This is a genomic window from Janthinobacterium sp. J1-1 (assembly GCF_030944405.1).
GTDB lineage: Bacteria > Pseudomonadota > Gammaproteobacteria > Burkholderiales > Burkholderiaceae_D > Janthinobacterium.
The window spans coordinates 2,573,128-2,594,336 of record NZ_CP132339.1; the positions used below are offsets into that span (position 1 = coordinate 2,573,128).

A 21,209-nucleotide genomic window follows, 5' to 3' on the forward strand; every position below is an offset into this window, starting at 1 on the left:
GCTTATGGTACAGCAATCGTGATCAATAACAGTGTTTTTCGGCACCGCGAAGCGGTCCGTGGCGCGGCGTGCAAGGCATGGACAGACAGATAATCCTTGCCAAAATCGCTGGTGAATAGTACTGTATATATGTACAGTATTTTACATGGGCACTTCATGCAACATTCCGAACTGATGGCCTCGCCGGAAGCCTTGCACCCGTCCTTGTGGCGCGCCTCGCAGCTGGGGCAGGGCGCCGTGCGCTGCATCGACACCGGCTTTGCCGCCTTGTCGGCACAGCTGCCGGGCGGCGGCTGGCCCACGGGCAGCCTGGTCGACCTGCTGGTGCAGCAGGCCGGCAGCGGCGAGTTGCGGCTGCTGGCGCCGGCGCTGGCGCAATTGCAGGGCTTGCCCATCGTGCTGCTGCAGCCACCCCATCCGCCGCAGGCGCTGGCGCTGGCCGCTCAAGGCTTGCATCCGTCTCAACTGCTGTGGCTGCGTAGCGCCGGCAGCAAGGATGCCTTGTGGGCGGCGGAAAACATCTTGCGCAGCGGCAGTTGCGGCGCGCTGCTGTTCTGGCAAAGCCAGGTACGCGCCGACAGCCTGCGCCGGCTGCACCTGGCGGCGCAGGGCGGCAATACCCTGTTTTTCATGCTGCGCCCGCTGCATGGCGCGCAGGATGCGTCGCCTGCGCCGCTGCGCCTGTCGGTGCGGCCGGCCGCCGGCGGCATCGATATCGGCTTTGTCAAACGCCGGGGACCGCAGCGCGATGCGCCGCTGTTCCTGCCCCTGCAACCTCCTTCTTTACTGCAGCGCCATGCGCCTCTGGATCGGCCTTTGCCTGCCCCGGCTCCCGCTCGACGTGTTCTTGCCGAACTGGTCGGCTGACACCTTGTGCGTCGTGCTGGAGCACGAACAAGTGATTGCCCTGTCGCCGCTGGCGCGCGCGGCCGGCATCAAGCCGGGCATGCGCCGCGCCGGCGCCCTGATGCTGGCGCCGCATGCGCGCGTGCATGAACGCTCGCCTGAACGGGAAGCGCGGGCGCTGCAGGAAGTGGCGCTGGCGCTGCTGCAATATTCGCCACAGGTGGCGCAGGCCGAGGAAGCGACGTTGCTGGTCGACGCGGGCGCCAGCCTGCGCCTGTTCGGCGGCGTGCGCGCGCTGTGCCGCAGCATCGAAGCGAGCCTGCGCGCGCTGGGCTACACGGCTGTGCTGTCGTGTGCGCCGACGGCGCGCGGCGCCTGGCTGCTGGCGCAAGGCGTTGCAAAGGCGGGCGCAAAATCGGGACGCGCGCTGGGCATGGCCAGCCTGGTGCGGCGCCTGGACCGGCTGCCCTGCGCCTTGCTGCCGCCGGCGCGTCCCTTTGGCGACTGGTTCGACGGCATCGGCTGCATGACCCTGGGGCAAATGCGCCGTTTGCCGCGTCCCGGCCTGCAGCGCCGCTGCGGGCGGCCCTTGCTCGACATGCTCGACGACGCCCACGGCCACAGCACGGAATTGTTCGTCTGGCTGGCCGCGCCGCCCAGCTTTTGCGCCTCGCTGGAATTGTTCGACCGGGTCGAGCACGCCGACGCGCTGCTGTTCGGCGCGCGCCGCCTGCTGCAGCAAATGACGGGCTGGCTGTGCGCGCATCAACTGGCCGTCGCGCGTATCGAATTGCTGCTGATCCACGAAAGGGGCAGGGTGGCGAAGCCGCCCACCGTGCTGGCGCTGGCGCTGGGCGAGGCCGTCTGGCGCGACGAGCATCTGGTGCGCTTGCTGCGCGAGCGGCTGGCGCAAGTGACGCTGGACGCGCCCGTGATCGGCTTGCGCTTGTCCGCGCCGCAAGTGCAGGCGATGGTGCCGCCCAGCGACAGCCTGTTTCCCGAGCCGGGCGGCACGCCGCAGGAACGCCAGCGCTTGATGGAATTGCTGGTGGCGCGCCTGGGTGTGGAGAATGTCTTGCAGGCCGTGCCGCAAGCCGACTACCGGCCCGAAGCGGCCAACCGCTGGCTGCCTCTGCCGGCCAGGGCGCCGGCCAACAGCGCCGTGCCCGATTTGCCGCCTGGCCTGCCCGGCATGCCGCGCCCTGGCTGGCTGCTGGCCCAGCCGATCGCCCTCTTGATGCGCGAACACCGGCCGTTTTATGGTTCGCCATTAAGGATGGTGTCGGTGGCCGAACGCATCGAAGCCGGCTGGTGGGGCCAGTCGCAGGCGCGCGATTATTTCATTGCCGAGGGCAGCGACCATGCCCATTACTGGGTCTATCGGGAACGCATCGCCGGCAGCGCGGACGAGGCGCCGAGGTGGTATTTACATGGATTGTTCAGTTGAATTGCATATCACCTCAACCTCGGGAAACCTGATGCCTTTAAACTGTTCAGTGCATGGAAAGAGTAAGGCCTGAAAGCTTAAAAATGGCGGGCGGAGACGCGGCCCTGAGAAAACGCCGATGGCGGCGTTGCAGCTCCTCGCCGTACATGCGTACTGTCTTCGTCGCTGCGCCTTGCCCTCGACATTTTTCAGGCCCGCTTGGCCCGGGAAGCCTGTGCGGGCGACTGGGGTTTAACACGTTTTGCTGGCGTGCTTGTGGTCAAAAACATGCTTGCTTCAGTAGCGCTACAATGTTCCATCTCTTGGCATATGCGGTATATGCGGCAGTTTTTGATGAGCACTTTATGAAATCCACCCGGCAAGACTTCCCCGGCGCGCATGGCCATCTGCTGGCGGCGCGGCTCGATGCGCCCGATGGCGCGATTCGCGCTCATGCGCTGTTTGCCCACTGTTTTACCTGCGGCAAGGATGTGCTGGCCGCGCGGCGTATCGCGCAAGGCTTGACCGAACACGGTATCGCCGTGCTGCGCTTCGATTTTACAGGGCTGGGCGCCAGCGAAGGCGAATTTGCCGCCACCAATTTTTCCTCGAACGTCGATGATCTGGTGGCCGCCGCCGATTTCTTGCGCGCAAAGCATGCTGCGCCGCAATTGCTGATCGGGCATAGCCTGGGTGGCGCGGCCGTGCTGGCCGCCGCCGCGCAAGTGCCGGAAGCCACGGCCGTGGTGACCCTGGCGGCACCGAGCACGCCCGCCTACGTGACGCGCATGTTCAGCGCCCACCTGGACCAGATCGCCGCCGATGGCGAAGCGCTGGTGCAGCTGCAAGGGCGGCCGTTTCGCATCCGCCAGCAATTCATCGACGATGCGGGCAGCCACAGCCTGAAGGAATGCATCGCCGGCCTGCGCCGCGCCTTGCTGGTGATGCATGCGCCGAACGACACCACCGTCAGCCTGTCGAACGCGATGGATATTTTCACGGCCGCGAAACATCCGAAAAGCTTTGTCTCGCTCGACGACGCCGACCATCTGCTCACCGGGCGCGACGATGCGGCCTATGTCGCCAATGTGATCGCGGCCTGGAGCGCGCGCTATCTGGCGCAGCCTGAAACGCCATGACAAACGCCGCACCGGCATATAGCGGGTGCGGCGTAGTGGAGAGGTAAAAACTTACTCGTCGTCGAATTCGGCCGACAGATCTTTCCAGCCTTTACTTGCGGCAAAGGCGGAAAACTCTTCCGGTGCTTCGAGCACGATCAGTTTCTTGTCTTGCAGGCCCAGGTCGCCATGGCCGAAGTCGGGGCCGACGTAGCCGAGGCTGCGCAGGCGCGCCAGGATATGGCCGACCAGGGTCTTGTCTTTATAAGCACCCGCTTCGAGCGGGGCGGAAAAATCGACATACACGTCGATGATGCCGTAGCCTTCGTCGAAGATGCGGATGGCCTTGATGTCGTGGGCACGGCCGGAGCCGTCGGTGGCCTTGAAAGGGCCGCTGAGCTGGATGTCGGTGTCATTGTTCATGGTGTCAGCATACACCAAAACAATCAGACTTTGGGCAAGGCCATGCCGCGCTGCACGGCCGGGCGTTCGCCGACCAGTGTCAGCCAGCGCTGCAGCGCCGGGCTCGTTTCGATTTGCGTGCCCAGCGCACCCTTGAGGCGTTCCTCGGCGGCGCGCACCCACGGGTAGGCGGCGATATCGGCAATCGTGTACTCGCTGCCGGCCAGATAGGGCGCGGTGGTCAGCTGTTTTTCCATTACGTTGAGCAATCTTTCGGCTTCTTCGCGGAAACGTTTTAACGCTTGTTCCGATTTTTCCTCGGCGCGCTCGAAGTAGCCCAGCTGGCCCAGCATCGGGCCCAGGCCGCCGATTTGCCAGCTCAGCCATTCCAGGGCCTTGTAGCGGGCAGGGCCCGACGGCGCCAGGAAACGCTGGTGTTTTTCCGCCAGGTAAATCAGGATGGCCGCGCTTTCAAACAGCGGCAGCGCGCCGCCCTCGGCATCCTCGTCGACGATGGCGGGGATCTTGTTGTTGGGCGAGATGGCCAGGAACTCCGGCGTGAATTGCTGGCGCTCGCCGATATTGACCGCCTCGATGCGGTAGGGAATGCTCAATTCCTCGAGCAGGATGGTGGGCTTGCGGCCGTTGGGCGTGGTCCAGGTATACAGCGTGATCATCATTTCTCCTTGGTGGAATACTGCGCCATCTTAAAACGGCAGCGCGCGCACCAGCGCGCGTTAGCCTTATTTCAACGCTTGCAGGATGGTGCCCAGGCGATCCGGCGTGCCGGCAATGCGTTCCAGTTGCGGATATTTCAGGCCGCCGTGATAGTCGAGCGCCACGGTCTGGAACTGCTTGCCCTTTTTCACCAGCAAGTTGATCGGTTCGCTGCCACCCTTGGCGGCCTTGATGGCCGCTTTCAGCAGCTTGGGCGTGTAGGCCGTGCCATTGACGGCCAGCAAGGTCGTGTTGCCCGACAGGCCGGCCTTGAAGGCGGGGCCGTCCCACAGCAGCCGGCCCAGCTTGCCATCCTTGTCGATCACCACGCCCAGCGAATACGTCAGGTCGGTGCTTTTGCCACGCTCTTCATCGGCCTTCAGGAAAGCCGTGGGGGTGTCGCGGTAGACCAGCTTCCAGCCGGCGCGCGCCAGGCCGTCGAGCGGCGCGCCGGGGCCATGGCCTTCCACCCGGTTGCGCAAAAAGGTGGCCCAGTCATGGGGCTGAACTTTATTCAAGGCCGCCACCACATCCTCGAAAGTGTAGGGCAGCGGCGTGGTGCTGCCGTCGTTGACGCCAAAAAAGGCGCGCGCGAAGTCGTCCAGCGAACGGCGCTCGCGCGACAGTTCGCGGATCAGGGTGTCGACGTCGAGCCAGACCAGCGCGCCCTCCATGTAGTAATCCTCATCGCGCTGCCAGCTGCTCCAGCCCTGCGGGCGGCGGCCATTGATGATGGGATCGTTGGTGGTGTCGCCCATGCTGCGCCAGCTGCGCCCCGGCGCCACGTCATAGCGCGCGGCGGTGGCGGCGAACAGGTCGCGCATGTGGGCCGGCTCGACCAGGCCGGAACGGGCCGCCAGCACATTGCCCCAGTACTGGGTCTGGCCTTCGTAGACCCACAGCAGGCTGTTTTGCAGCGGCGTGTTGAAGTCCGGCGTGTCCTGGCCTGCCGGGCGGCGGAACTTGCCGTTCCACGAGTGCGTCAGTTCATGCGGCAGCAGCACGCGGCCCGGCGCATTCTTGTCCCAGTCGCTGAAGTAGCCGGGCTTGACGCCGTTCTCGCTCGACTGCTGGTGCTCGCGGCCGATGCCGCCGAATTCATCGCTTTGCGCCAGCAGGAAATCGTAGTGTTTGTAATGGCGCGAAGCGAACAATTTATACGCCTGCTGCATCAGCGCGCGGTGCGGCGCGATCTGTTCCGGCGTCGCTTCCAGGCTGTCGGCGTTGTCGGCCACCAGGTTCAGGTGCACCGGGAACCGGGCGCCCGGATCGAGGTCGATGCGCTTGAAATGGCGGCCGGCGAACAGGGGCGAGTCGACCAGGGTTTCCAGGTCCAGCGGCTTGAACGCCACCTGCTGGCCTTGTGGCGTGGCCGCCTGGCTTTGCACGGCCAGCGCGCTGCCGAACTGCCAGCCGGCCGGCAAGGTCAGATTGGGCTGCACGCTGATCTCGCGCGTGGGCTTGCCTGCCGGGTACAGGGTCATGGCCTGCCACTGCACGCCCAGCATGTCACGGGTCATGGTGATGCGGCCCTGGTTCGCCTCGACCGGCGACAGGAACTGGTAGCGCGCTTCCACCATCGATGCGCCGGCCGGCACGGTGACGTGAAAGGCGAACATGTTGACCGGGTCGCGCCGCCACTCCAGTGGCTGGCCGTTGGCCGACAGGCGCAGGCCGGCCAGTTGATTGAGCGGGCCACTGGGGCCGTGGTTGCCCGGTATCCATTGCGGATAGAGCAGGGTCAGCTCGCCGGGGGCGGCGGGTATCGACGCCTGGATCTGGAAAATCTGCTGCGCCACATTGCTGGCGTCGACATTGAGCACGATGGGTTCGGCGGCTTGCGCATGGCAGGCAACCGTTAACAGCAGGGCAAGCAAGGGGCGGGGAGAAAGAGGCATGGAGGCAGATAGTCAAAGAAGAAATCAGGAGCCGAGCAGGATAAAGCCGGCCCAGTAGAAAGGGTGGTCGCGCGACGTCCCGGCAGGGGAGGGCGCGGCCGTGTCGAGCGGTGTCAGGCCGCGCCGCGTCAGGCCGCGCCGCGCCAGGCCGCGCCGCGCCAGGCCGCGCCTGGACTTGCCTGCGGCGCTATGCCGGCCGGCCCGCAGCTGGCGCAGCTGCGCCTGGCGCAAGGCTTGCGGCTTGCTTTTGCCTTGCGCCAGGGCGGCATAAAAGTCGCTCATCAGGGTGGCGGTCGACTGGTCCGACACGCGCCACAGGCTGGCCAGCACATTGCGCGCACCGCGCTGGCGCGCCAGCCAGGCCAGGCCTTCCAGTTCGCGGCCCGTGTCGTCGGTGCCGGCCGGTACGGCCGTCTCGCAGGCCGACAAGGTCAGCAGGTCCAGGCCGTCGAAGCGGTAGCGGCTGTCGCCCAGTTCGGCCAGGCTCAGTTTCCGGCCATCGCCCAGCAGCAGGTACGATTCCTGGCCGGCGCCCGAGCGCAGCACGAAGTGGCTGGCGATATGCACGCTGCTGTTGTCTGGCAGCGCCTGTTGCAGCGCGGCTTGCGTGAAGTCGCCATCGAGATACAGGCGGCTGGGAATGCGCGCCGCGCGTTCGATGGTGTCGACGGCCTGCAGTTCGCGGCGCACGAAGGGCAGCGCGGGCAGTTCGCCGCTGGCGCCGGTCTGGCCGAACAGCGCCATCGACGGCGCGCGCGCCGGCGCCGGTTCCCCTGTGTCGGCGCCGGCCTGCAGCGAGACGGGCAGCCGTTCGACCAGCCAGCGGCGCCCGTCATGCAGCATGGCGAACGGCAGGTAGCGCAGCACGCCGCCCAGCGACAGCGACAGCGCAGTGGCGCCCGCCAGTTCCGCGCGCGCCGGCGCGATCAGCAGCGCATACAGCGCTTGCGCCTCGGTTTTGGCGTCCAGGCCCGGGTCTTGCGCGCTGCGCCGCAGGCGGGCGATATGCCGGGCCAGTGCGCGCTCGTCGATGGCGACGTTGTAGATATGGGTGGCGGCACGCCCGCCACGGCGCGCGACGATGCGCAGGCGCTGGCCCGTCACCAGGTAAGTCAGGTGCAAGGTGCCGCGTTTCAAGGGCGCCGCTTGCACGCTGGTGGAGTGCGGGTCGCGCACGGTGGTGGCCGTTGGCGTCGATGGCAGCGCCAGCAGCGCCCGGCTTGCGGCATCGACCAGGCTGGCCATCGAGCCTTGCGCGGCCGCCAGTGCGGCATCGGCCTGCGGCGCGTTTTGCGCCTGCTGTTCGCGCGCCTGGGCCAGTGCCTGGGCGCCCGCGCGCAGGGCCGCGCCGCTGGCGGCAAACTGGCGCTGCCAGGCGCTTTCCACGCCAGTGTAGTCCAGGCGCGTGGTGCGCGGGTCGGCGCCGCTCCTCACCAGGCTGTGAAACTCGTCTTCGCGCACCATCGCCAGCACGGTTTCGGCTTCGTGCAGGCGGCGCTGGTCGAGCAGGCGGTCGGCCAGCTGGCCGTAGGCGGCGCGCTTTTGGCGCACAAAGCCCAGGCGCAGCGCGACCGGCAAGCCGGCGGTCGCCACGCGCGCCGTTTGCAGCGCATTGACGGCTTGCTTGCCCAGGAAGATGGCGGCGCCATCGGTTTCCAGCGCGCCCAGTTGCGCCGCGGCGCGCGCTTCAAACAGCGTGTTGTCATTGGCCAGCGCGATGGCCAGCGCGCGCGCCGCCTGCTCGCGGGCCGTGGCCAGTTCGCCCGCACGCGCCTGCAGGCCGGCCGCGTCCAGCAAGGCTTGCGCGTAAGCGGGATGCGACAGGCCGCGCGTGGCGGCCAGGTGCCGCGCCATGGCTGACGCCTCGCCGGCCAGCGCGGGCAGGCCGGCGGCATCGATGACTTCAGCGCGCGCCAGCAGATGCGCCTGGCGCACGGTGTCCAGCAGCTCTTTTGACGCGGGCGGCGTTTGCGCCAGGCGCACTTCGAGTGCGCCCAGGATGGCGACGGCTTTTGCTTGCCGGCCCAGCGCGATCTGCGCCTGTGCACCCAGGAGTAGCGCCTCGGCCTCGTCGCCGGGCAGTGCCTGGCTGCCGGACATGGCCAGCCTGGCCGCCGCCTGCGCCGCGTCCAGCGCGCCCTGGTACTGGCCCAAGGCCAGCAGCGCGCCGCCCTGCGTCAGCTGGTGCAAGGCGCAGGCCGGGGCCGTGTCGCCCTGCACGTCGCGGCAGTGGCGCAGCGCCTCGCCGGTCGCCACTTCGGCGCGCCCCAGCTGGTTGTCGGCCAGCGCCGCTTGCGCCACATCCTGCCAGGCGTTGACGGTATGCGCATGGCGGTCGCCGAACAGCGCGCGGCGGATGCGCAGGCCGTCTTCGGCTTCCTGCAGCGCCTTGCCGCTTTCTCCCAGGCGCAAATGGATGCCGCTCAAACGGCTCAGGGCCACGCTGGCCTGCATCGAGTCAGGCCCCGCTCTGCGCACGGCGCTGGCCAGCGCGCGCTGGGCGAACGACAGCGCCTGCCGGTCGTTGCCGGCGAGGGTATGCCAGTTGGCCAGGTCGTTGACGCTGGTCTGCGTCTCGGTGCTGTCTTCGCCGAACGCGCCCAGGCGGATGCTGTAGGCGCGCTCCAGGTAGCCCCAGGCTTCCTGCATGCGCCCCATGCGCAGCAGCAGCACGCCGACGTCGCGCATGCCCCAGGCGTGGTCGGTGCTGTTCTTGCCCGAGGTGCGCTCCCAGGTATCCATCGCCTGCCGCGCATACGGCAGGCCGCGCGCATATTCTTTGGTCTGCAACGCCACGCCGGACAAATTCGACAGGCTGGTGCCATACGACACCGTGTCCTTGCCGATCAGGCGCGCCTTGGCCGCCAGCGCGATATCGCCCCATTGCCAGGCCAGCTCGAAGCGGCTCCACTGGCGGTACAGATACATCAATTCGCTCGGGTAGTACATGGCTTCGCGGCCCGGATCGCCATCGCCATCACCGAGCTTCTGGCGGATGGCCCAGCCATCGAGCAGCGCCTGTTCGCTGTCGGTGTAACGGTTGAGCATCTGCAGGCTCTGGCCCAGGCCCAGCAAGCCGCTGGCCACGCCGGCCTGGTCGCCCGCCGCGCGGCAGGTATCGACGGCGCGCTGGAACAGCGGCAGCGATACGGCCGGCCGCTCGGCCGCATTGGCATCGTTGGCCTGCGCCAGCCACGGCGCGATGGCGGCGCGGCAGCTGTCCGTTGCCGTCGCCGTCATGGGGCAGGCCAGCAGCAGCGCGAGCACCAGGCGCTTCATGGCACCGACTTCCACGATACGCGTGCAAGCTGGGCCTGTTCGGGCGTATCGGCTGGCGCCGGGATGGCGCCACCGCGCGTGCTTGGCGGCAGTGCCTCCAGGATGGCGAAGCGGCGCGGCGGGGCGCCATTGGCGGCCGGTGCGGCCACCAGTGCCAGCCACTCCACGCCATAGGCCGGGCCGCTGACGGCAAAGCTGCGTTCAAAAACGCTGATGCCGTTGCCGATGGCCGGCGGCATGCGGTTGCTGTCGCCCGCCAGCGCCGGATAGATGGCGGTGGCGGCGCCGTGCAGCGGCAAATGCGCCAGGCCCAGGTCGACCGATGCCGGACTCCGGTTTTCCACGCTGATGCGGATGCGCGTGCCGGCCGGCAGCGTGCCCAGGTCGCCATCGGCGAACGGCAACTGGCGCGGCGCCTGGCCCGGCAGAGTCAGTTCGATGCGCGCGTCCAGCAACGGCGCGCCCTGCGATGGCGGCAGCGCCAGCAGCGCGGCGATGCGTCCCTGTGGCGTGTGCGCCGGCGTGCGGCGCGCCCAGTTCATATCGGGCAGGGTTTGTGGACTGTCCGATAGTAGCCGGGAGCTGTTCCAGCCCACTTCACCTGCGCGCCAGCGTGCGCCGCCCGCCTCGAACACATCGCCGCTGCGCACGCCGTCGAGCAGGCCATGCGGCAGCTTCCAGCCCTGCGCGTCGCGCTGCACCGGCCACAAGGCGGCGGTGCCGGCGGCCTCGCCCGCATGCCACAAGGACGCGTCGAGCAAGCCCGCATACACGGGCGAAGGCCAGGCGGAGCGGGGCAGTTGATAGGACTGCAGCGCCGTGCGGTACTGCGCGCTGGCGTTGCCGGCCCAGGCCGCATAGGTGGCTGGCTGCGCCTGCAGGCCGGCGATCACGGCGCGCGTAAATAGTCCCGCCGCCTGGCCGGGGACGGCAACGCCGCGCGCCTCGGGCGTGCGCTGCTGGGCTTCGGCGGCAAAGAAGCCGACAAAACGGGGCCGCGCGCGGGCCGGTTCCGTTCCCGCTTCTTTGCTGGCGGCCTGGCGCCAGCCGATCTCGCCGGCCGACAGGCCGCGCCAGGTCAAACCGTTATCGCTGCGGGTGCCGGCCGCCGCATGGCAGGTGTCGAACACGGCCACCACCTGCACCTGGCGTGCGGACAGCGCATCGATGGCGCGCCCCAGTTCGGCGCTGCCGATGCCGCCGTCCAGCCGCCTGGACGGGCCGGGGCGGCTGTCGCGCGTCAGCAGACGGGTGCGCTGGTTTTGCGCCACGGCGCCGGGATAGGCGGGCGCCAGCACGCTGTGGCCGGACCAGTACAGCAGCAGCACGTCATCCTTGCCCAGGGTTTTTTCCAGCTGCGCCAGGCGCGCCAGGATGGCCGCGCGCGTGGGCGCGGCATCGGCTTCTCCGCCATCGGCCAGGCTGGCGATATGGCGCTCTGCAAAGCCTTGCTGGCGCAGCGCGGCGCGCATGGCGGCCACATCGTTGACAGGGCCGGCCAGCCAGGCCGCGCGCGGCAGGGCCGGCAATTCGCCCACGCCGACCAGCAGCGCATGGCGCTCGCCGGCCAGCGCCGTGCCGCTGGCCAGGCAATGCCATATCAGCCAGCACAGCCTGCGCTTCATGGATGGCGCAGTTCGATGGTGGCGACGATGGCGCCATTCGCCTGCAGGCTGCGCAGCGCCGCCGGCGGGTCGGCTGCGTCGAGCAGATAGCTGCCGTCGGCCAGCGGGCCGGCGACGATGCTGGCGCCGGCCTGTGTCAATGCGGCGTTCATCTGTTCGATGGTGGCGCCGGGCGCGAAGCGCGCGCGCAGGGTTGCCGTGCCCTGCGCTTCCATGCCGGGCAGGCTGCGCCATTGCAGCTGGTCGGCCGGATCGTGTGGCCGCCACAGCATCCAGGCTTGCACCACGCAGAGGCAGGCCAGCGCCGTGACCGCCCATGGCGCCAGGGTAGGGACGGTGGGCCAGCGCAGGCGGCGCCACCAGGCAAGCGGCCGCAGGCGCTGGTGCAATTGCGCCAGGCCCGCGTCGGGATTCATGGCGTCCGCTTCGGCGTCGAGCGCCTCGCGCAGCATGGCGCGCAGGCGTTGATCTTCGGGTTCCAGGGGTTCAGTCATGCCCGGCCTTCCTGTACCAGCCAGCGCTCCAGGCACTGGCGCAAATTGAGGCGGCCATGGAACAAGCGCGTCTTGACGGTGCCCGCCGGCGCCTGCTGGATGCGGGCGATATCGGCCACCGACAGGTCATCGATGGCCCACAGGGTCAGGCTTTCGCGCTGCATGGGATTGCGCAGCCGCCGCAGGCAGTCGAGGATGCCGTGGCGCCGCTGCACGCTCTCGTGCCGGGCCTGCGGCCCCGGGTCGTGTTCCTGTTCATCGAGCTGCGCCTGGTCGTAGCCATCGCGGTCGATCGACTCTTCGCGCGCCTGGCGCTTGCCGTGGCGGCGGATCTGGTCGATCGCCTTGTTGCGCGCCAGCGTCAGCAGCCAGGTGCCAAAGGCGACCCGGCCGTCGTAGCGCATCGGCGCGCGCCACACATCGTGGAACACGTCGACCGTGACTTCGTCGGCGATCGCATGCGCATCGAGCCCGCAGCCGGCCAGCTGCAGCCGCGCAAACACGCGCACGCGCGGCGACCAGGCGCGGAACAAAGCATCGAGCGCGCGCTGGTCGCCCGCTGCCATGGCGGCAAGCAGTTCGGCGGGATTGACGGGCAATGCGCTCATGGAGTGGAAGAAGTGTGGGCGGGGCAGGCAGGCCGCTGGCGATTATATAGCACTGAGGAAACATTGCCTGAACAGTTGTCGCGGCCTTGCAGGTCCGCTGCGCGCAAAAAAAAATCTGCAAAAAGATTGAACCGGATCGTGGCAGCCCGCGAACAAGGCAGTGAAGGGTCGCATGCTTGGCCCCGTCACCGGCAAGGGAGGTTCGATCATGAGACAGCAGGACACGATGTTACAAGATGGCGGCGGCGCCATGCAGCGCCTGACGCCCGCCGAGCGGGCGGTGGCAGCCATGGCCATGCACGGCACGCCCTACAAGACGATTGCCCGCACGCTCGACAAATCACCGGCCACGGTGCGCAACCAGCTGCACATGATTTACCAGAAGCTGGGCGTGAGCAACCGCACGGCACTGTCCGGCGTATTGCTGTGCGACTCATAAAGAAGTGGCCACCCTGGCATTTTCCTAGGGGCGCGGCCGTGTGCTGCGTCCGTTTTACTTATCCATAGAAAGGTTTTTCATGTTTACACGCTTGACACAATCGGCCCTGCTGGCCACCATCGCCCTGCTGGCCGGCTGCACCACGGTCACCTCGAATAACATCCGCGAAGTGAGCGAGCAGAATGTCAAAAGCTGCCGTTTCCTGGGCAATGTCAATGGCGCCGACGCCATCTTCGTGGGCCTGAGCTCGTCCATCGGCAGCAAGAACGCCAAGGCCAAGGCCATCAATGCCGCCGTGGCGCTGAAGGCCACCGATGTGGTCTGGTCGCAACAGGGCACGAGCATGACCAATGAGTGGATCGGCAAGGCTTACGCCTGCCGTTGATGCGGGCGGGGCAAGGCAATAATATTTTTGGCACTGGGGCAAAAATCGCGTTTTTCAAGGCCTTGAAGGGCGCTTGATCGTCCTTAGATTGGGTAGCAGGCGGATGCTCATCGTGAGGTCCGCCCCTCTTATCGCTTAATCTAAAAGGATATTTATCATGCGTACATTTGACCTTGCTCCCCTGTATCGTTCCGCCATCGGCTTCGACCGCCTGGCCCAATTGCTCAACGAACAGCGCGCCGATGCGCAGCCGAGCTACCCTCCGTACAACATCGAACTGGTGTCGGAAGACAAATACCGCATCGTGATGGCGCTGGCCGGTTTCTCGCGCGGCGAGATCGACATCATCACCGAACGCGACTCGCTGCAAGTGACGGGCCGCAAGCAGAAAGATGGCGTCGAGCGCACCTTTTTGCACCGAGGCATCGCCGCCCGTGATTTCGAACAGCGCTTCCAGCTGGCCAACCATGTGAAGGTCACCGGCGCCACGTTTGAAAACGGCATGCTGACCATCGAACTGGTACGTGAAGTGCCGGAAGCGCTGAAACCGCGCAAGATCGAAATCGGCGCCGGCAGCGGCGAGGTGGTCGGCGACAATGTCAGCGCACTGGAACAGCGCCAGGCCGCCTGAGCCTTCCGTCCAGGCCTGAATCAACAGAAGGATTCCCCGTCCTTCTGATGCAGTAAAATACTGGCCGGTTGATCCGGCCAGTGTCACGTCCAGGCCTCCTGGAAAGACTGAATTAGACGATGCTTAAACGCCTGAAAAAGGACTCCACACCTGTTTCTCAATGGAAAAATGTTAAGCGGCGCCTAAGTCTGGTGGCCCACTATTGCATACATCAAAGTCTCATTGAATGAGGAGCAATCCATGGAACGCCAAGAACCCAAATCGACCAGCCCATCGCTGAATATCAAACGCACCGTAGCCGCGCTGGCCGCGATCGGTGTGCTCGGTGCCGGCGGCGCGATGGTGGTGCATCAGAACAATGCCGGCGCGAATGGCGCGACGGCCGCCGCCCCGGCGGCCGCGGCCGTCGCGCCCGCCGCCACCCCGGCCGCGCCCGGCCCGCTGGTGGCCTTGCCCGACTTTAGCCAGATCGCCGCGCGCAACAGCCCGGCCGTTGTCAATATCAGCGTTACCGGCAGCACCAAGGTGGCGCTCGACACCTCCGGCCAGGCCGGTGCCGACGATTTCGGCAACGATCCCTTCCTTGAATTCTTCCGCCGCTTCCAGGGCCCGCAAGGCGGCCAGCGTGGCGGGCGCGACGTGCCGACCCATGGTCTCGGCTCCGGCTTTATCGTCAGCCCGGACGGCATCATCATGACCAACGCCCACGTGGTGCGCGATGCGCGCGAAGTGACCGTCAAGCTGAACGACCGCCGTGAGTTCCGCGCCAAGGTGCTGGGCAGCGATCCGAAGACCGATATCGCGGTGCTGAAAATCGACGCCAGCAACCTGCCGGTGGTGCCGCTGGGCCACTCGAACGACCTGAAAGTGGGCGAGTGGGTGCTGGCCATCGGTTCGCCGTATGGCTTTGACAGCACGGTAACGGCCGGCGTGGTCAGCGCCAAGGGCAGATCCCTGCCCGACGACAGCAATGTGCCGTTTATCCAGACCGACGTGGCCGTCAATCCCGGCAACTCGGGCGGCCCGCTGTTCAATACGCGTGGCGAAGTGGTCGGCATCAATTCGCAGATCTACAGCCAGACGGGCGGCTTCCAGGGCCTGTCGTTCGCGATCCCGATCGACCTGGCCGGCCGCATCAAGGACCAGATCGTCGCCACCGGCAAGGCCAGCCACGCCAAGCTGGGCGTGACGGTGCAGGAAGTGAACCAGGGTTTTGCCGATTCGTTCAAGCTGGCCACGCCGGAAGGCGCGCTGGTGGCGAACGTGGAACGCGGCAGCCCGGCCGACAAGGCGGGCCTGAAATCGGGCGACGTGATCCGCAAGATGAATGGCGAGCGCATCATCGCCTCGGGCGACTTGCCGGCCATGGTGGGCATCGCCCTGCCAGGCGCCAAAGTCAGCCTGGACGTCTGGCGTGACGGCAAGATCGTCACCTTGAACGCTACCTTGGGGAATGCCGCCGACAAGGTGGCCGAAGCGGCGCCCGAGCATGGCGCGGCCGGCAAGGTGAAACTGGGCCTGGCGCTGCGTCCGTTACAATCGGATGAAAAGCGCGAGGCGGGCATCAGCGCCGGCCTGCTGGTGGAAGACGCCGGTGGCGCCGCCGCCAATGCCGGGGTGCAGCCGGGCGACGTGTTATTGTCGGTCAACGGCCGTCCCGTCAACACCGTCGAGCAGGTACGCGACGTGGTCGACAAATCGGCCAAGTCGGTGGCCTTGCTGATACAGCGCGGACCGGACAAGATTTTTATACCCGTGCGTTTGGGCTAAGTAATTAACAAAGAGAGGCAACCATGCGCTTACTGCTGGTAGAAGACGACACAATGATCGGCGAAGTGGTGCTGGACCTGCTGCGCGCCGAGCACTATGCGGTGGACTGGGTCAAGGATGGCGACATGGCCGACACGGCCCTGCAGACGCAGACCTACGACCTGGTGCTGCTGGACCTGGGCCTGCCGCGCAAGGATGGCCTGGAAGTGCTGCGCTCGATGCGCTTGCGCAAACTCGACACACCGGTGCTGGTGGCCACCGCGCGCGACGCCATCGAGCAGCGCATCGCGGGCCTGGACGCGGGCGCCGACGATTACGTGCTGAAACCGTACGACCTCGACGAACTGCTGGCGCGCATCCGCGCCTTGCTGCGGCGCGCTTCGGGCCGGCCGGAACCGGTGTTCGAACACCAGGGCGTGTCGATCAATCCGCTGACGCGCGAAGTGATTGCCGAAGGCCATCCGGTCAGCCTGTCGGCGCGCGAATGGGCGGTGCTGGAAGCGTTGATCGCGCGGCCCGGCATCGTGCTGTCGCGCGCGCAGCTGGAAGAAAAGCTGTACAGCTGGAAGGATGAAGTCAACAGCAATGCGGTTGAAGTGTATATCCACGGCCTGCGCAAGAAGCTGGGCAGCGAATTGATCCAGAACGTGCGGGGACTCGGCTACATGGTGCCCAAGGCATGAGAATGAAGGTGAAGGTGACCGTGACGCACTCGCTGCGCGGCCGCTTGCTGTGGTTCCTGCTGGCCGCCATCATCATGGCGGCGCTGGCGCAGGCCTCGATCGCCTACCGCAGCGCGCTGTACGACGCCGACCAGATCTTCGACTATCACATGCAGCAGATGGCGCTGTCGCTGCGTTCGGGCGCGCCGCTGGCCAATCATGCCGAAGCCTTGCCGGCCGATCCAGCCAATAACGACATGGTGGTGCAGGTCTGGACGCCGGACGGGGTGCAGGTGTTCCGTTCGATCACGCGCGCCGAACTGCCGCAGCGCGCCGTGCTGGGCTTTTCGAACGTGAAGGCCAATGGCACCACCTACCGCATTTTCTCCGTGCAGACCAGTTCCCAGACCGTGCAGATCGCGCAGGACATGGCGGTGCGCAAACGCATGGCCGGCAGCCTGGCGCTGCGCACCGTCGGCCCGATCGCGCTGATGGCGCCGATCTTGATGCTGGTGGTGTGGTGGGTGGTCAGCGGTTCGTTGGCGCCCGTCTCGCGCGTGCGCAAGCAGGTGGCGGCGCGCCAGGCCGACGATCTGTCACCGGTGTCGGAGTCCGGCTTGCCCGACGAAGTGCGTCCGCTGGTGCATGAATTGAACCTCTTATTTGATCGCGTGAAAACCGCCTTCGATGCGCAGCAGCATTTTGTCGCCGACGCCGCGCACGAATTGCGCACGCCGCTGGCGGCCCTGAAACTGCAGGTGCTGAGCCTGGAGCGGGCCGAGTCGGAAGACAAGCGCAGCCTGGCGATTTCGCGTGTCAGCGCCGGCATCGAACGGGCCACGCGGCTGGTCGAGCAATTGCTGGTGCTGGCACGCCAGGAGGCCAGCGCGGCCAGCGGCGACCAGCTGCAGCTGGTCGACCTGAACGATGTCGTCAAGCGCGCGCTGGGCGACATGGCCGGCGTGGCGCAGGCGCGCAAGATCGACCTGGGCCTGCACCATATGGACCCGGCCAGCGCCGCCGGCCAGGCCGACGCCCTGAACATCCTGCTGCGCAACCTGGTCGACAACGCCATCAAGTACACGCCGCAGGGCGGCAGGGTCGATATCGACCTGCGCTCGACCCCGGTCGGCGTGACCCTGTCGGTGGAAGACAGCGGCCCCGGCATCCCCGAGGAAGAACGCGAACGCGTCTTCAGCCGCTTCTACCGCGTGCCCGGCACCGACGCCAATGGCAGCGGCCTGGGCCTGGCCATCATCAAGGCGATCGCCGAGCGCCATGGCGCGCGCCTGGTACTCGACAGTTCCGAACGGCTGGGCGGCCTGTGCGTGCGGGTGGAGTTTCCGCTGCCGCTGAAAAAATAGCGATTTGCTACGAATCTTTGGCATGCTGCATTGACGTGCGCGGCGCAGGCCTATATTGTCTGCGCAATAAGTACATTAATGAACGGAGCGCAGCATGCAGAAGATCGGATTTTCAGGCACCCTCGACCCCATCACCAACGGCCATATGTGGGTGATCGGCGAAGCGCGATCGCTGGCCGACGAGGTGATCGTGTTCCTGTCGCAAAACCCGGCCAAGAAGCCGCAGTTCCCCGCCGAAGACCGCAAGCGCATCATCGAGCAGAGTGCGCGCGCATGCGGCTGGGACAATGTGCAGGTGGTGATCGTCAAGGGCGACTACACGGCGCGCGCGGCGAAAAAGCATGGCTGCGACTACCTGATCCGCGGCATCCGCACCACCGCCGATTTCGACTATGAAAACCTGATCCAGCAAACCAATGTCGACGTGCTGCAGGGCGCGAAAACCATTTTCGTGATGCCGCCGCGCGACCTCGGTTCCGTCAGTTCCAGCTTCGTCAAAGCCCTGGAGGGCCCGGTCGGCTGGAACTGGACCATGAAAAAATTCGTCCCCGGCCCCGCCTACCACGCGTGGATACTCGACTGCCTGCGCAAGGAGTGGGAAGCGCTGTGGCACTATGCCACCGCTTCGCTTGAACAGATCGCACTGCTTGATCACTGGTTCGACCACCTGACGGGACCCGACGCCTATGGCGGCGCCGACCGCCACTATCACAACCTCGACCACCTGGTGCACGGCCTGTCCGAGATCCGCGTCTGGGCCGACAACACCTATGCCGCGCCACGCGACAGCGCGCTGGTAAAAAAAGCCTTCTGGTTCCACGACGCCGTCTACAGCCACGACGAAGACGCCCTGTACTCCAGTGAAGAAGCCAGCGCCCAGCTATGGCTGGGCAGCGGCCTGGATGCCGGCGACAACCAGGAGGTGGCACAACTGATACGCGCCACCGACCACTTCCAGGGCCCGGCCATCGCGCACGCGCTGAAAGACGTGATGCTGAGCGCCGACCTGGCCATCCTGGGCCAGGATGAAGAAGTCTACCAGGCCTATACCCAGGCCATAGCCCGTGAGTACGCGCATGTGGACCCCGTGCATTTCAATACGCAGCGCGGACTGGCCCTGCAACATCTGTGCGCCAAGGCGCAGGCGGGTCAGTTGTTTGGCGATGCGTATTTTGCCAACCAATATAACGAGCGGGCGATCGAGAACATGCAGAAAGAAATCGTGGCGCTGGCGGTCAGCTGATCAGGCGCGCGCGGTGGCAAACACCAGCGCATCGTCCAGCCTGTCATTGCCCCAGAATAATTCACCATGGCAGACAAAACTGGGCGCGCCGAACAGGCCCAGCGTTTGCGCCTGCTGCGTCTGGCGGCGCAGGCGCAGTTTATTGTCATCCGTCAGCGCCAGCGCCAAGATGGCGGGCGCATCGAGGCCCAGCGCCGTCAATGCCTCGCCGACCGCATCAAGGTTGTCGATCTCGCGGTCTTCGGCAAAATTCATCGCCATCATGCGCCGCGAAAAAGGCGCGACCCAGCTCTGGTCCGCGCCGATCAGTGCCACGCGCATGGGCAGCAGGGCGGTGCGCGGAAAGGTGCCGGGCTGCTGCCACGGCAAGCCATATTTGTCGCACAGCCGCGCCATGTCGCGCCACATATAGTCGCCCTTGAGCTTTTGCAGCACGAACGGCGACGACTGCCAGCCCAGCGCCTTGAACACGACACCGAGCAGAAAGGGCTTCCAGATGACCTCCACATGATGTTTACGCGCCAGCGCCTCGATGCGCATGGCGCTCAGGTAGCTGTAGTTGCTGCCGAAATCGAACCAGAATTCCAGTGGCGACGCGGGCATGGCTTCTCCTTCAAGGTGGTGACGCAGATTGCATCTTATATCGATAGCAAAATACGTTAAAGTGGCAACCAGCCAGGCGCAGCCAGCAGGGCTGAACGTGAAGACAAAGGGAGTATATGGATACAGGAATCAGCTTTCTGAGGATGTGGGCCGATGACGATATGGTCGAGCTGCGTATCGAGGTCAACGACGGCACCTCAACCTTTGGCATCAGGGTGTATGCGGGACACCAGCGCCTGAAGGATACCGCCGCAGGATTGGAGCGCTTCAAGGACCAGATCCACGGCGGTATTTATGACCTGCGATTTGGAGAATTCGGCCCTGAATATGCATCGGGCGCCTTTCATGCCCGCCTGCAGTTTCAGCATGGCGGACATGTACATATCACTATTTCAGCCCAGTCCGAGTATTTCGATTTTGGCAAAAAGCACGTTGCCAATGAATGCACCGTGTACATGATGACCGAGCCGGCGCCGCTCGATGATTTTGTCCGCGGACTGAAAGCCTTGAGCGATGGCCATGTCGACAAGGCCAGCTTGGGTGCATGGTCAACTTTTTGAGGCCAGCCATGCTGGATATCGACAGGCCGATACCCGGCAGGCAAAGTAGCCGCTCAGCAAGCATGTACGATGAACGCATTCCCTATCATGTGAGTCTGCCATGTCCCGAATTCGCCGCCTTTTAACCATCCTCCTTTGCATTACGGTGACGCTCTTGCTGGCCCTTCCACCTGGCCTGTATTGGCTGGGACTGAGCGGCGTCGATGGCGTTCCGGAAAAGCCCTTGCAACTTGCCTCCAAAGAGCAGCAGGCGCTGGTTTGGAAACGTGCCCATGGCAACGGTGTGCCACGTATCGCAGCAATCAATCCTTATTCGTTTGCAATGACGCTACTCGTCAAAAAAGACCCCGGCGTAGATCCTGAGGAACTGCTCGTCTGGTGGGTGGCCGCTGACTATCTCATCAGCCACCAGCGGCACAAGGGCATGAACTGGTGGCATTTGTCAGGCGCGGCACTCGCAATTTGGTTGTCACGCCATTGGACGCAGGAGGAAATCCTGTCTGCCGCTGTCGCTGCGGTAAAGTACCCGGAGCAAGCGTCATGACAGGGAACAGGATAAAACCCATGCGATTGCCATCCCGCTTGCTGCCACCCCGCCATCGCGAAAGCCTGGACCATGCCGCAGTGTTATTCCTGACGATCCTGGTAGTGGGGTTCGGATATTTGCTCTATTCGGCATCGACGTTTGCCCGGTGCATGATCGCGATGGCATGCTGCGCCGTCTGGTGCCATGGCGCAGCCGTGACCAAGCGGGAAAAGCGCCGCTACGAAGCGCTGGCAAGGTCGCGTCTAGGTGTATCGATCTGCGAGTTTGCCCGCAGCTTTGACGTGCGCCAGACGGATACGTGGATCATGCGTGCGACCTACCAGGAACTCCAGCAATGGCTGCAGCCGTACGTGACCGCCTTTCCTGTATGCGCCTCGGACAGGCTGTCTGCGGACTTTCACCTTGAGGCGGACGACGTGGACGATTTGTTGCAGGACATCGCGGCCAGGTCAGGACGCTCCCTGGAGAAAACGGAAGACAATCCCTGGTATGGCAGCGTGCATACCGTGAAGGACCTGGTCGCTTTCATCAATGCACAAGCTGCGACAAGCCGCCGCCAGGCATCGGCAGTACCTCAATAGGGACGATTCCG

21 protein-coding genes are annotated in these 21,209 nt (G+C 65.6%); 13 read left to right on the forward strand and 8 right to left on the reverse strand.

The features are described from left to right. The first annotated feature begins 156 nt into the window (after positions 1-156). The 3 genes from imuA to Q8L25_RS11735 all read left to right on the forward strand — a co-directional run bounded on the left by imuA (position 157) and on the right by Q8L25_RS11735 (position 3,411). Complete coding sequence (imuA, locus tag Q8L25_RS11725) at positions 157-867, forward strand: translesion DNA synthesis-associated protein ImuA (RefSeq protein ID WP_308924983.1); 711 nt, start codon at positions 157-159, stop codon at positions 865-867. Then, a complete protein-coding gene (locus Q8L25_RS11730; RefSeq protein ID WP_308924984.1) occupies positions 797-2,293 on the forward strand; it encodes a DNA polymerase Y family protein in 1,497 nt (498 codons plus the stop codon). Before imuA ends, Q8L25_RS11730 begins: the two co-directional genes overlap by 71 nt. 344 nt (positions 2,294-2,637) lie before the next feature. Further along, the gene (locus Q8L25_RS11735) at positions 2,638-3,411 is read left to right on the forward strand and encodes an alpha/beta hydrolase (RefSeq protein WP_308924985.1); all 774 of its coding nucleotides are present in this window, start codon (positions 2,638-2,640) and stop codon (positions 3,409-3,411) included. A 51-nt stretch (positions 3,412-3,462) separates the two neighbouring features. Here Q8L25_RS11735 and Q8L25_RS11740 read toward each other — a convergent pair whose 3' ends face one another. The 7 genes from Q8L25_RS11740 to Q8L25_RS11770 form a co-directional block, all read right to left on the reverse strand. Next, a complete protein-coding gene (locus tag Q8L25_RS11740; protein WP_065310711.1) occupies positions 3,463-3,813 on the reverse strand; it encodes a hypothetical protein in 351 nt (116 codons plus the stop codon). A 23-nt stretch (positions 3,814-3,836) separates the two neighbouring features. Continuing rightward, a complete protein-coding gene (locus tag Q8L25_RS11745) occupies positions 3,837-4,472 on the reverse strand; it encodes a glutathione binding-like protein (RefSeq protein WP_308924986.1) in 636 nt (211 codons plus the stop codon). 63 nt (positions 4,473-4,535) lie between these two features. After that, a complete protein-coding gene (locus tag Q8L25_RS11750; protein ID WP_308924987.1) occupies positions 4,536-6,407 on the reverse strand; it encodes a peptidase M61 in 1,872 nt (623 codons plus the stop codon). A 24-nt stretch (positions 6,408-6,431) separates the two neighbouring features. Beyond that, complete coding sequence (locus Q8L25_RS11755) at positions 6,432-9,686, reverse strand: CHAT domain-containing protein (RefSeq protein ID WP_308924988.1); 3,255 nt, start codon at positions 9,684-9,686, stop codon at positions 6,432-6,434. Next, a complete protein-coding gene (locus tag Q8L25_RS11760; RefSeq protein WP_308924989.1) occupies positions 9,683-11,311 on the reverse strand; it encodes a caspase family protein in 1,629 nt (542 codons plus the stop codon). Before Q8L25_RS11760 ends, Q8L25_RS11755 begins: the two co-directional genes overlap by 4 nt. Further along, positions 11,308-11,805, reverse strand: a complete 498-nt coding sequence (locus Q8L25_RS11765; protein ID WP_308924990.1) for a hypothetical protein — start codon at positions 11,803-11,805, stop codon at positions 11,308-11,310. The genes Q8L25_RS11760 and Q8L25_RS11765 overlap by 4 nt, the downstream gene beginning before the upstream one ends. Continuing rightward, positions 11,802-12,413, reverse strand: a complete 612-nt coding sequence (locus Q8L25_RS11770) for an RNA polymerase sigma factor (RefSeq protein WP_308924991.1) — start codon at positions 12,411-12,413, stop codon at positions 11,802-11,804. The genes Q8L25_RS11765 and Q8L25_RS11770 overlap by 4 nt, the downstream gene beginning before the upstream one ends. Positions 12,414-12,585: 172 nt before the next feature. Between Q8L25_RS11770 and Q8L25_RS11775 the strand changes: the two genes are divergently transcribed. The 7 genes from Q8L25_RS11775 (at position 12,586) to coaD (ending at position 18,907) form a co-directional block, all read left to right on the forward strand. Then, positions 12,586-12,852 (forward strand): helix-turn-helix transcriptional regulator, encoded by a 267-nt coding sequence (locus Q8L25_RS11775; RefSeq protein WP_308924992.1) that lies wholly within the window; start codon positions 12,586-12,588, stop codon positions 12,850-12,852. A gap of 79 nt (positions 12,853-12,931) precedes the next feature. Continuing rightward, positions 12,932-13,237, forward strand: coding sequence for a hypothetical protein (locus Q8L25_RS11780; protein WP_308924993.1), 306 nt, complete (start codon positions 12,932-12,934; stop codon positions 13,235-13,237). A gap of 157 nt (positions 13,238-13,394) precedes the next feature. After that, a complete protein-coding gene (locus Q8L25_RS11785) occupies positions 13,395-13,868 on the forward strand; it encodes an Hsp20 family protein (protein WP_308924994.1) in 474 nt (157 codons plus the stop codon). A 240-nt stretch (positions 13,869-14,108) separates the two neighbouring features. Beyond that, positions 14,109-15,638: a Do family serine endopeptidase gene (locus Q8L25_RS11790; protein ID WP_308924995.1), complete on the forward strand. Its 1,530-nt coding sequence runs from the start codon at positions 14,109-14,111 to the stop codon at positions 15,636-15,638. Between the two features lie 23 nt (positions 15,639-15,661). Further along, on the forward strand, positions 15,662-16,321 hold the full coding sequence (locus tag Q8L25_RS11795; protein WP_308924996.1) for a response regulator transcription factor: 660 nt from the start codon (positions 15,662-15,664) through the stop codon (positions 16,319-16,321). Positions 16,322-16,323: 2 nt separating this feature from the next. Further along, complete coding sequence (locus Q8L25_RS11800; RefSeq protein ID WP_374694300.1) at positions 16,324-17,664, forward strand: ATP-binding protein; 1,341 nt, start codon at positions 16,324-16,326, stop codon at positions 17,662-17,664. A 94-nt stretch (positions 17,665-17,758) separates the two neighbouring features. Beyond that, a complete protein-coding gene (coaD, locus tag Q8L25_RS11805) occupies positions 17,759-18,907 on the forward strand; it encodes a pantetheine-phosphate adenylyltransferase (protein ID WP_308924998.1) in 1,149 nt (382 codons plus the stop codon). On the opposite strand, the gene Q8L25_RS11810 is transcribed toward coaD, so the two are convergent. Continuing rightward, positions 18,908-19,510 carry a 2-hydroxychromene-2-carboxylate isomerase gene (locus Q8L25_RS11810; RefSeq protein WP_308924999.1) on the reverse strand — a complete coding sequence of 201 codons (603 nt, stop codon included), beginning with the start codon at positions 19,508-19,510 and terminating at the stop codon, positions 18,908-18,910. It abuts the gene before it with no gap. A 116-nt stretch (positions 19,511-19,626) separates the two neighbouring features. Between Q8L25_RS11810 and Q8L25_RS11815 the strand changes: the two genes are divergently transcribed. From Q8L25_RS11815 to Q8L25_RS11825, 3 genes are all read left to right on the forward strand, one after another. After that, complete coding sequence (locus Q8L25_RS11815; protein WP_308925000.1) at positions 19,627-20,070, forward strand: hypothetical protein; 444 nt, start codon at positions 19,627-19,629, stop codon at positions 20,068-20,070. 100 nt (positions 20,071-20,170) lie between these two features. Then, the gene (locus tag Q8L25_RS11820) at positions 20,171-20,614 is read left to right on the forward strand and encodes a hypothetical protein (protein ID WP_308925001.1); all 444 of its coding nucleotides are present in this window, start codon (positions 20,171-20,173) and stop codon (positions 20,612-20,614) included. A 20-nt stretch (positions 20,615-20,634) separates the two neighbouring features. Then, positions 20,635-21,198 carry a hypothetical protein gene (locus Q8L25_RS11825; protein ID WP_308925002.1) on the forward strand — a complete coding sequence of 188 codons (564 nt, stop codon included), beginning with the start codon at positions 20,635-20,637 and terminating at the stop codon, positions 21,196-21,198. The last annotated feature ends 11 nt before the right edge of the window (positions 21,199-21,209 follow it).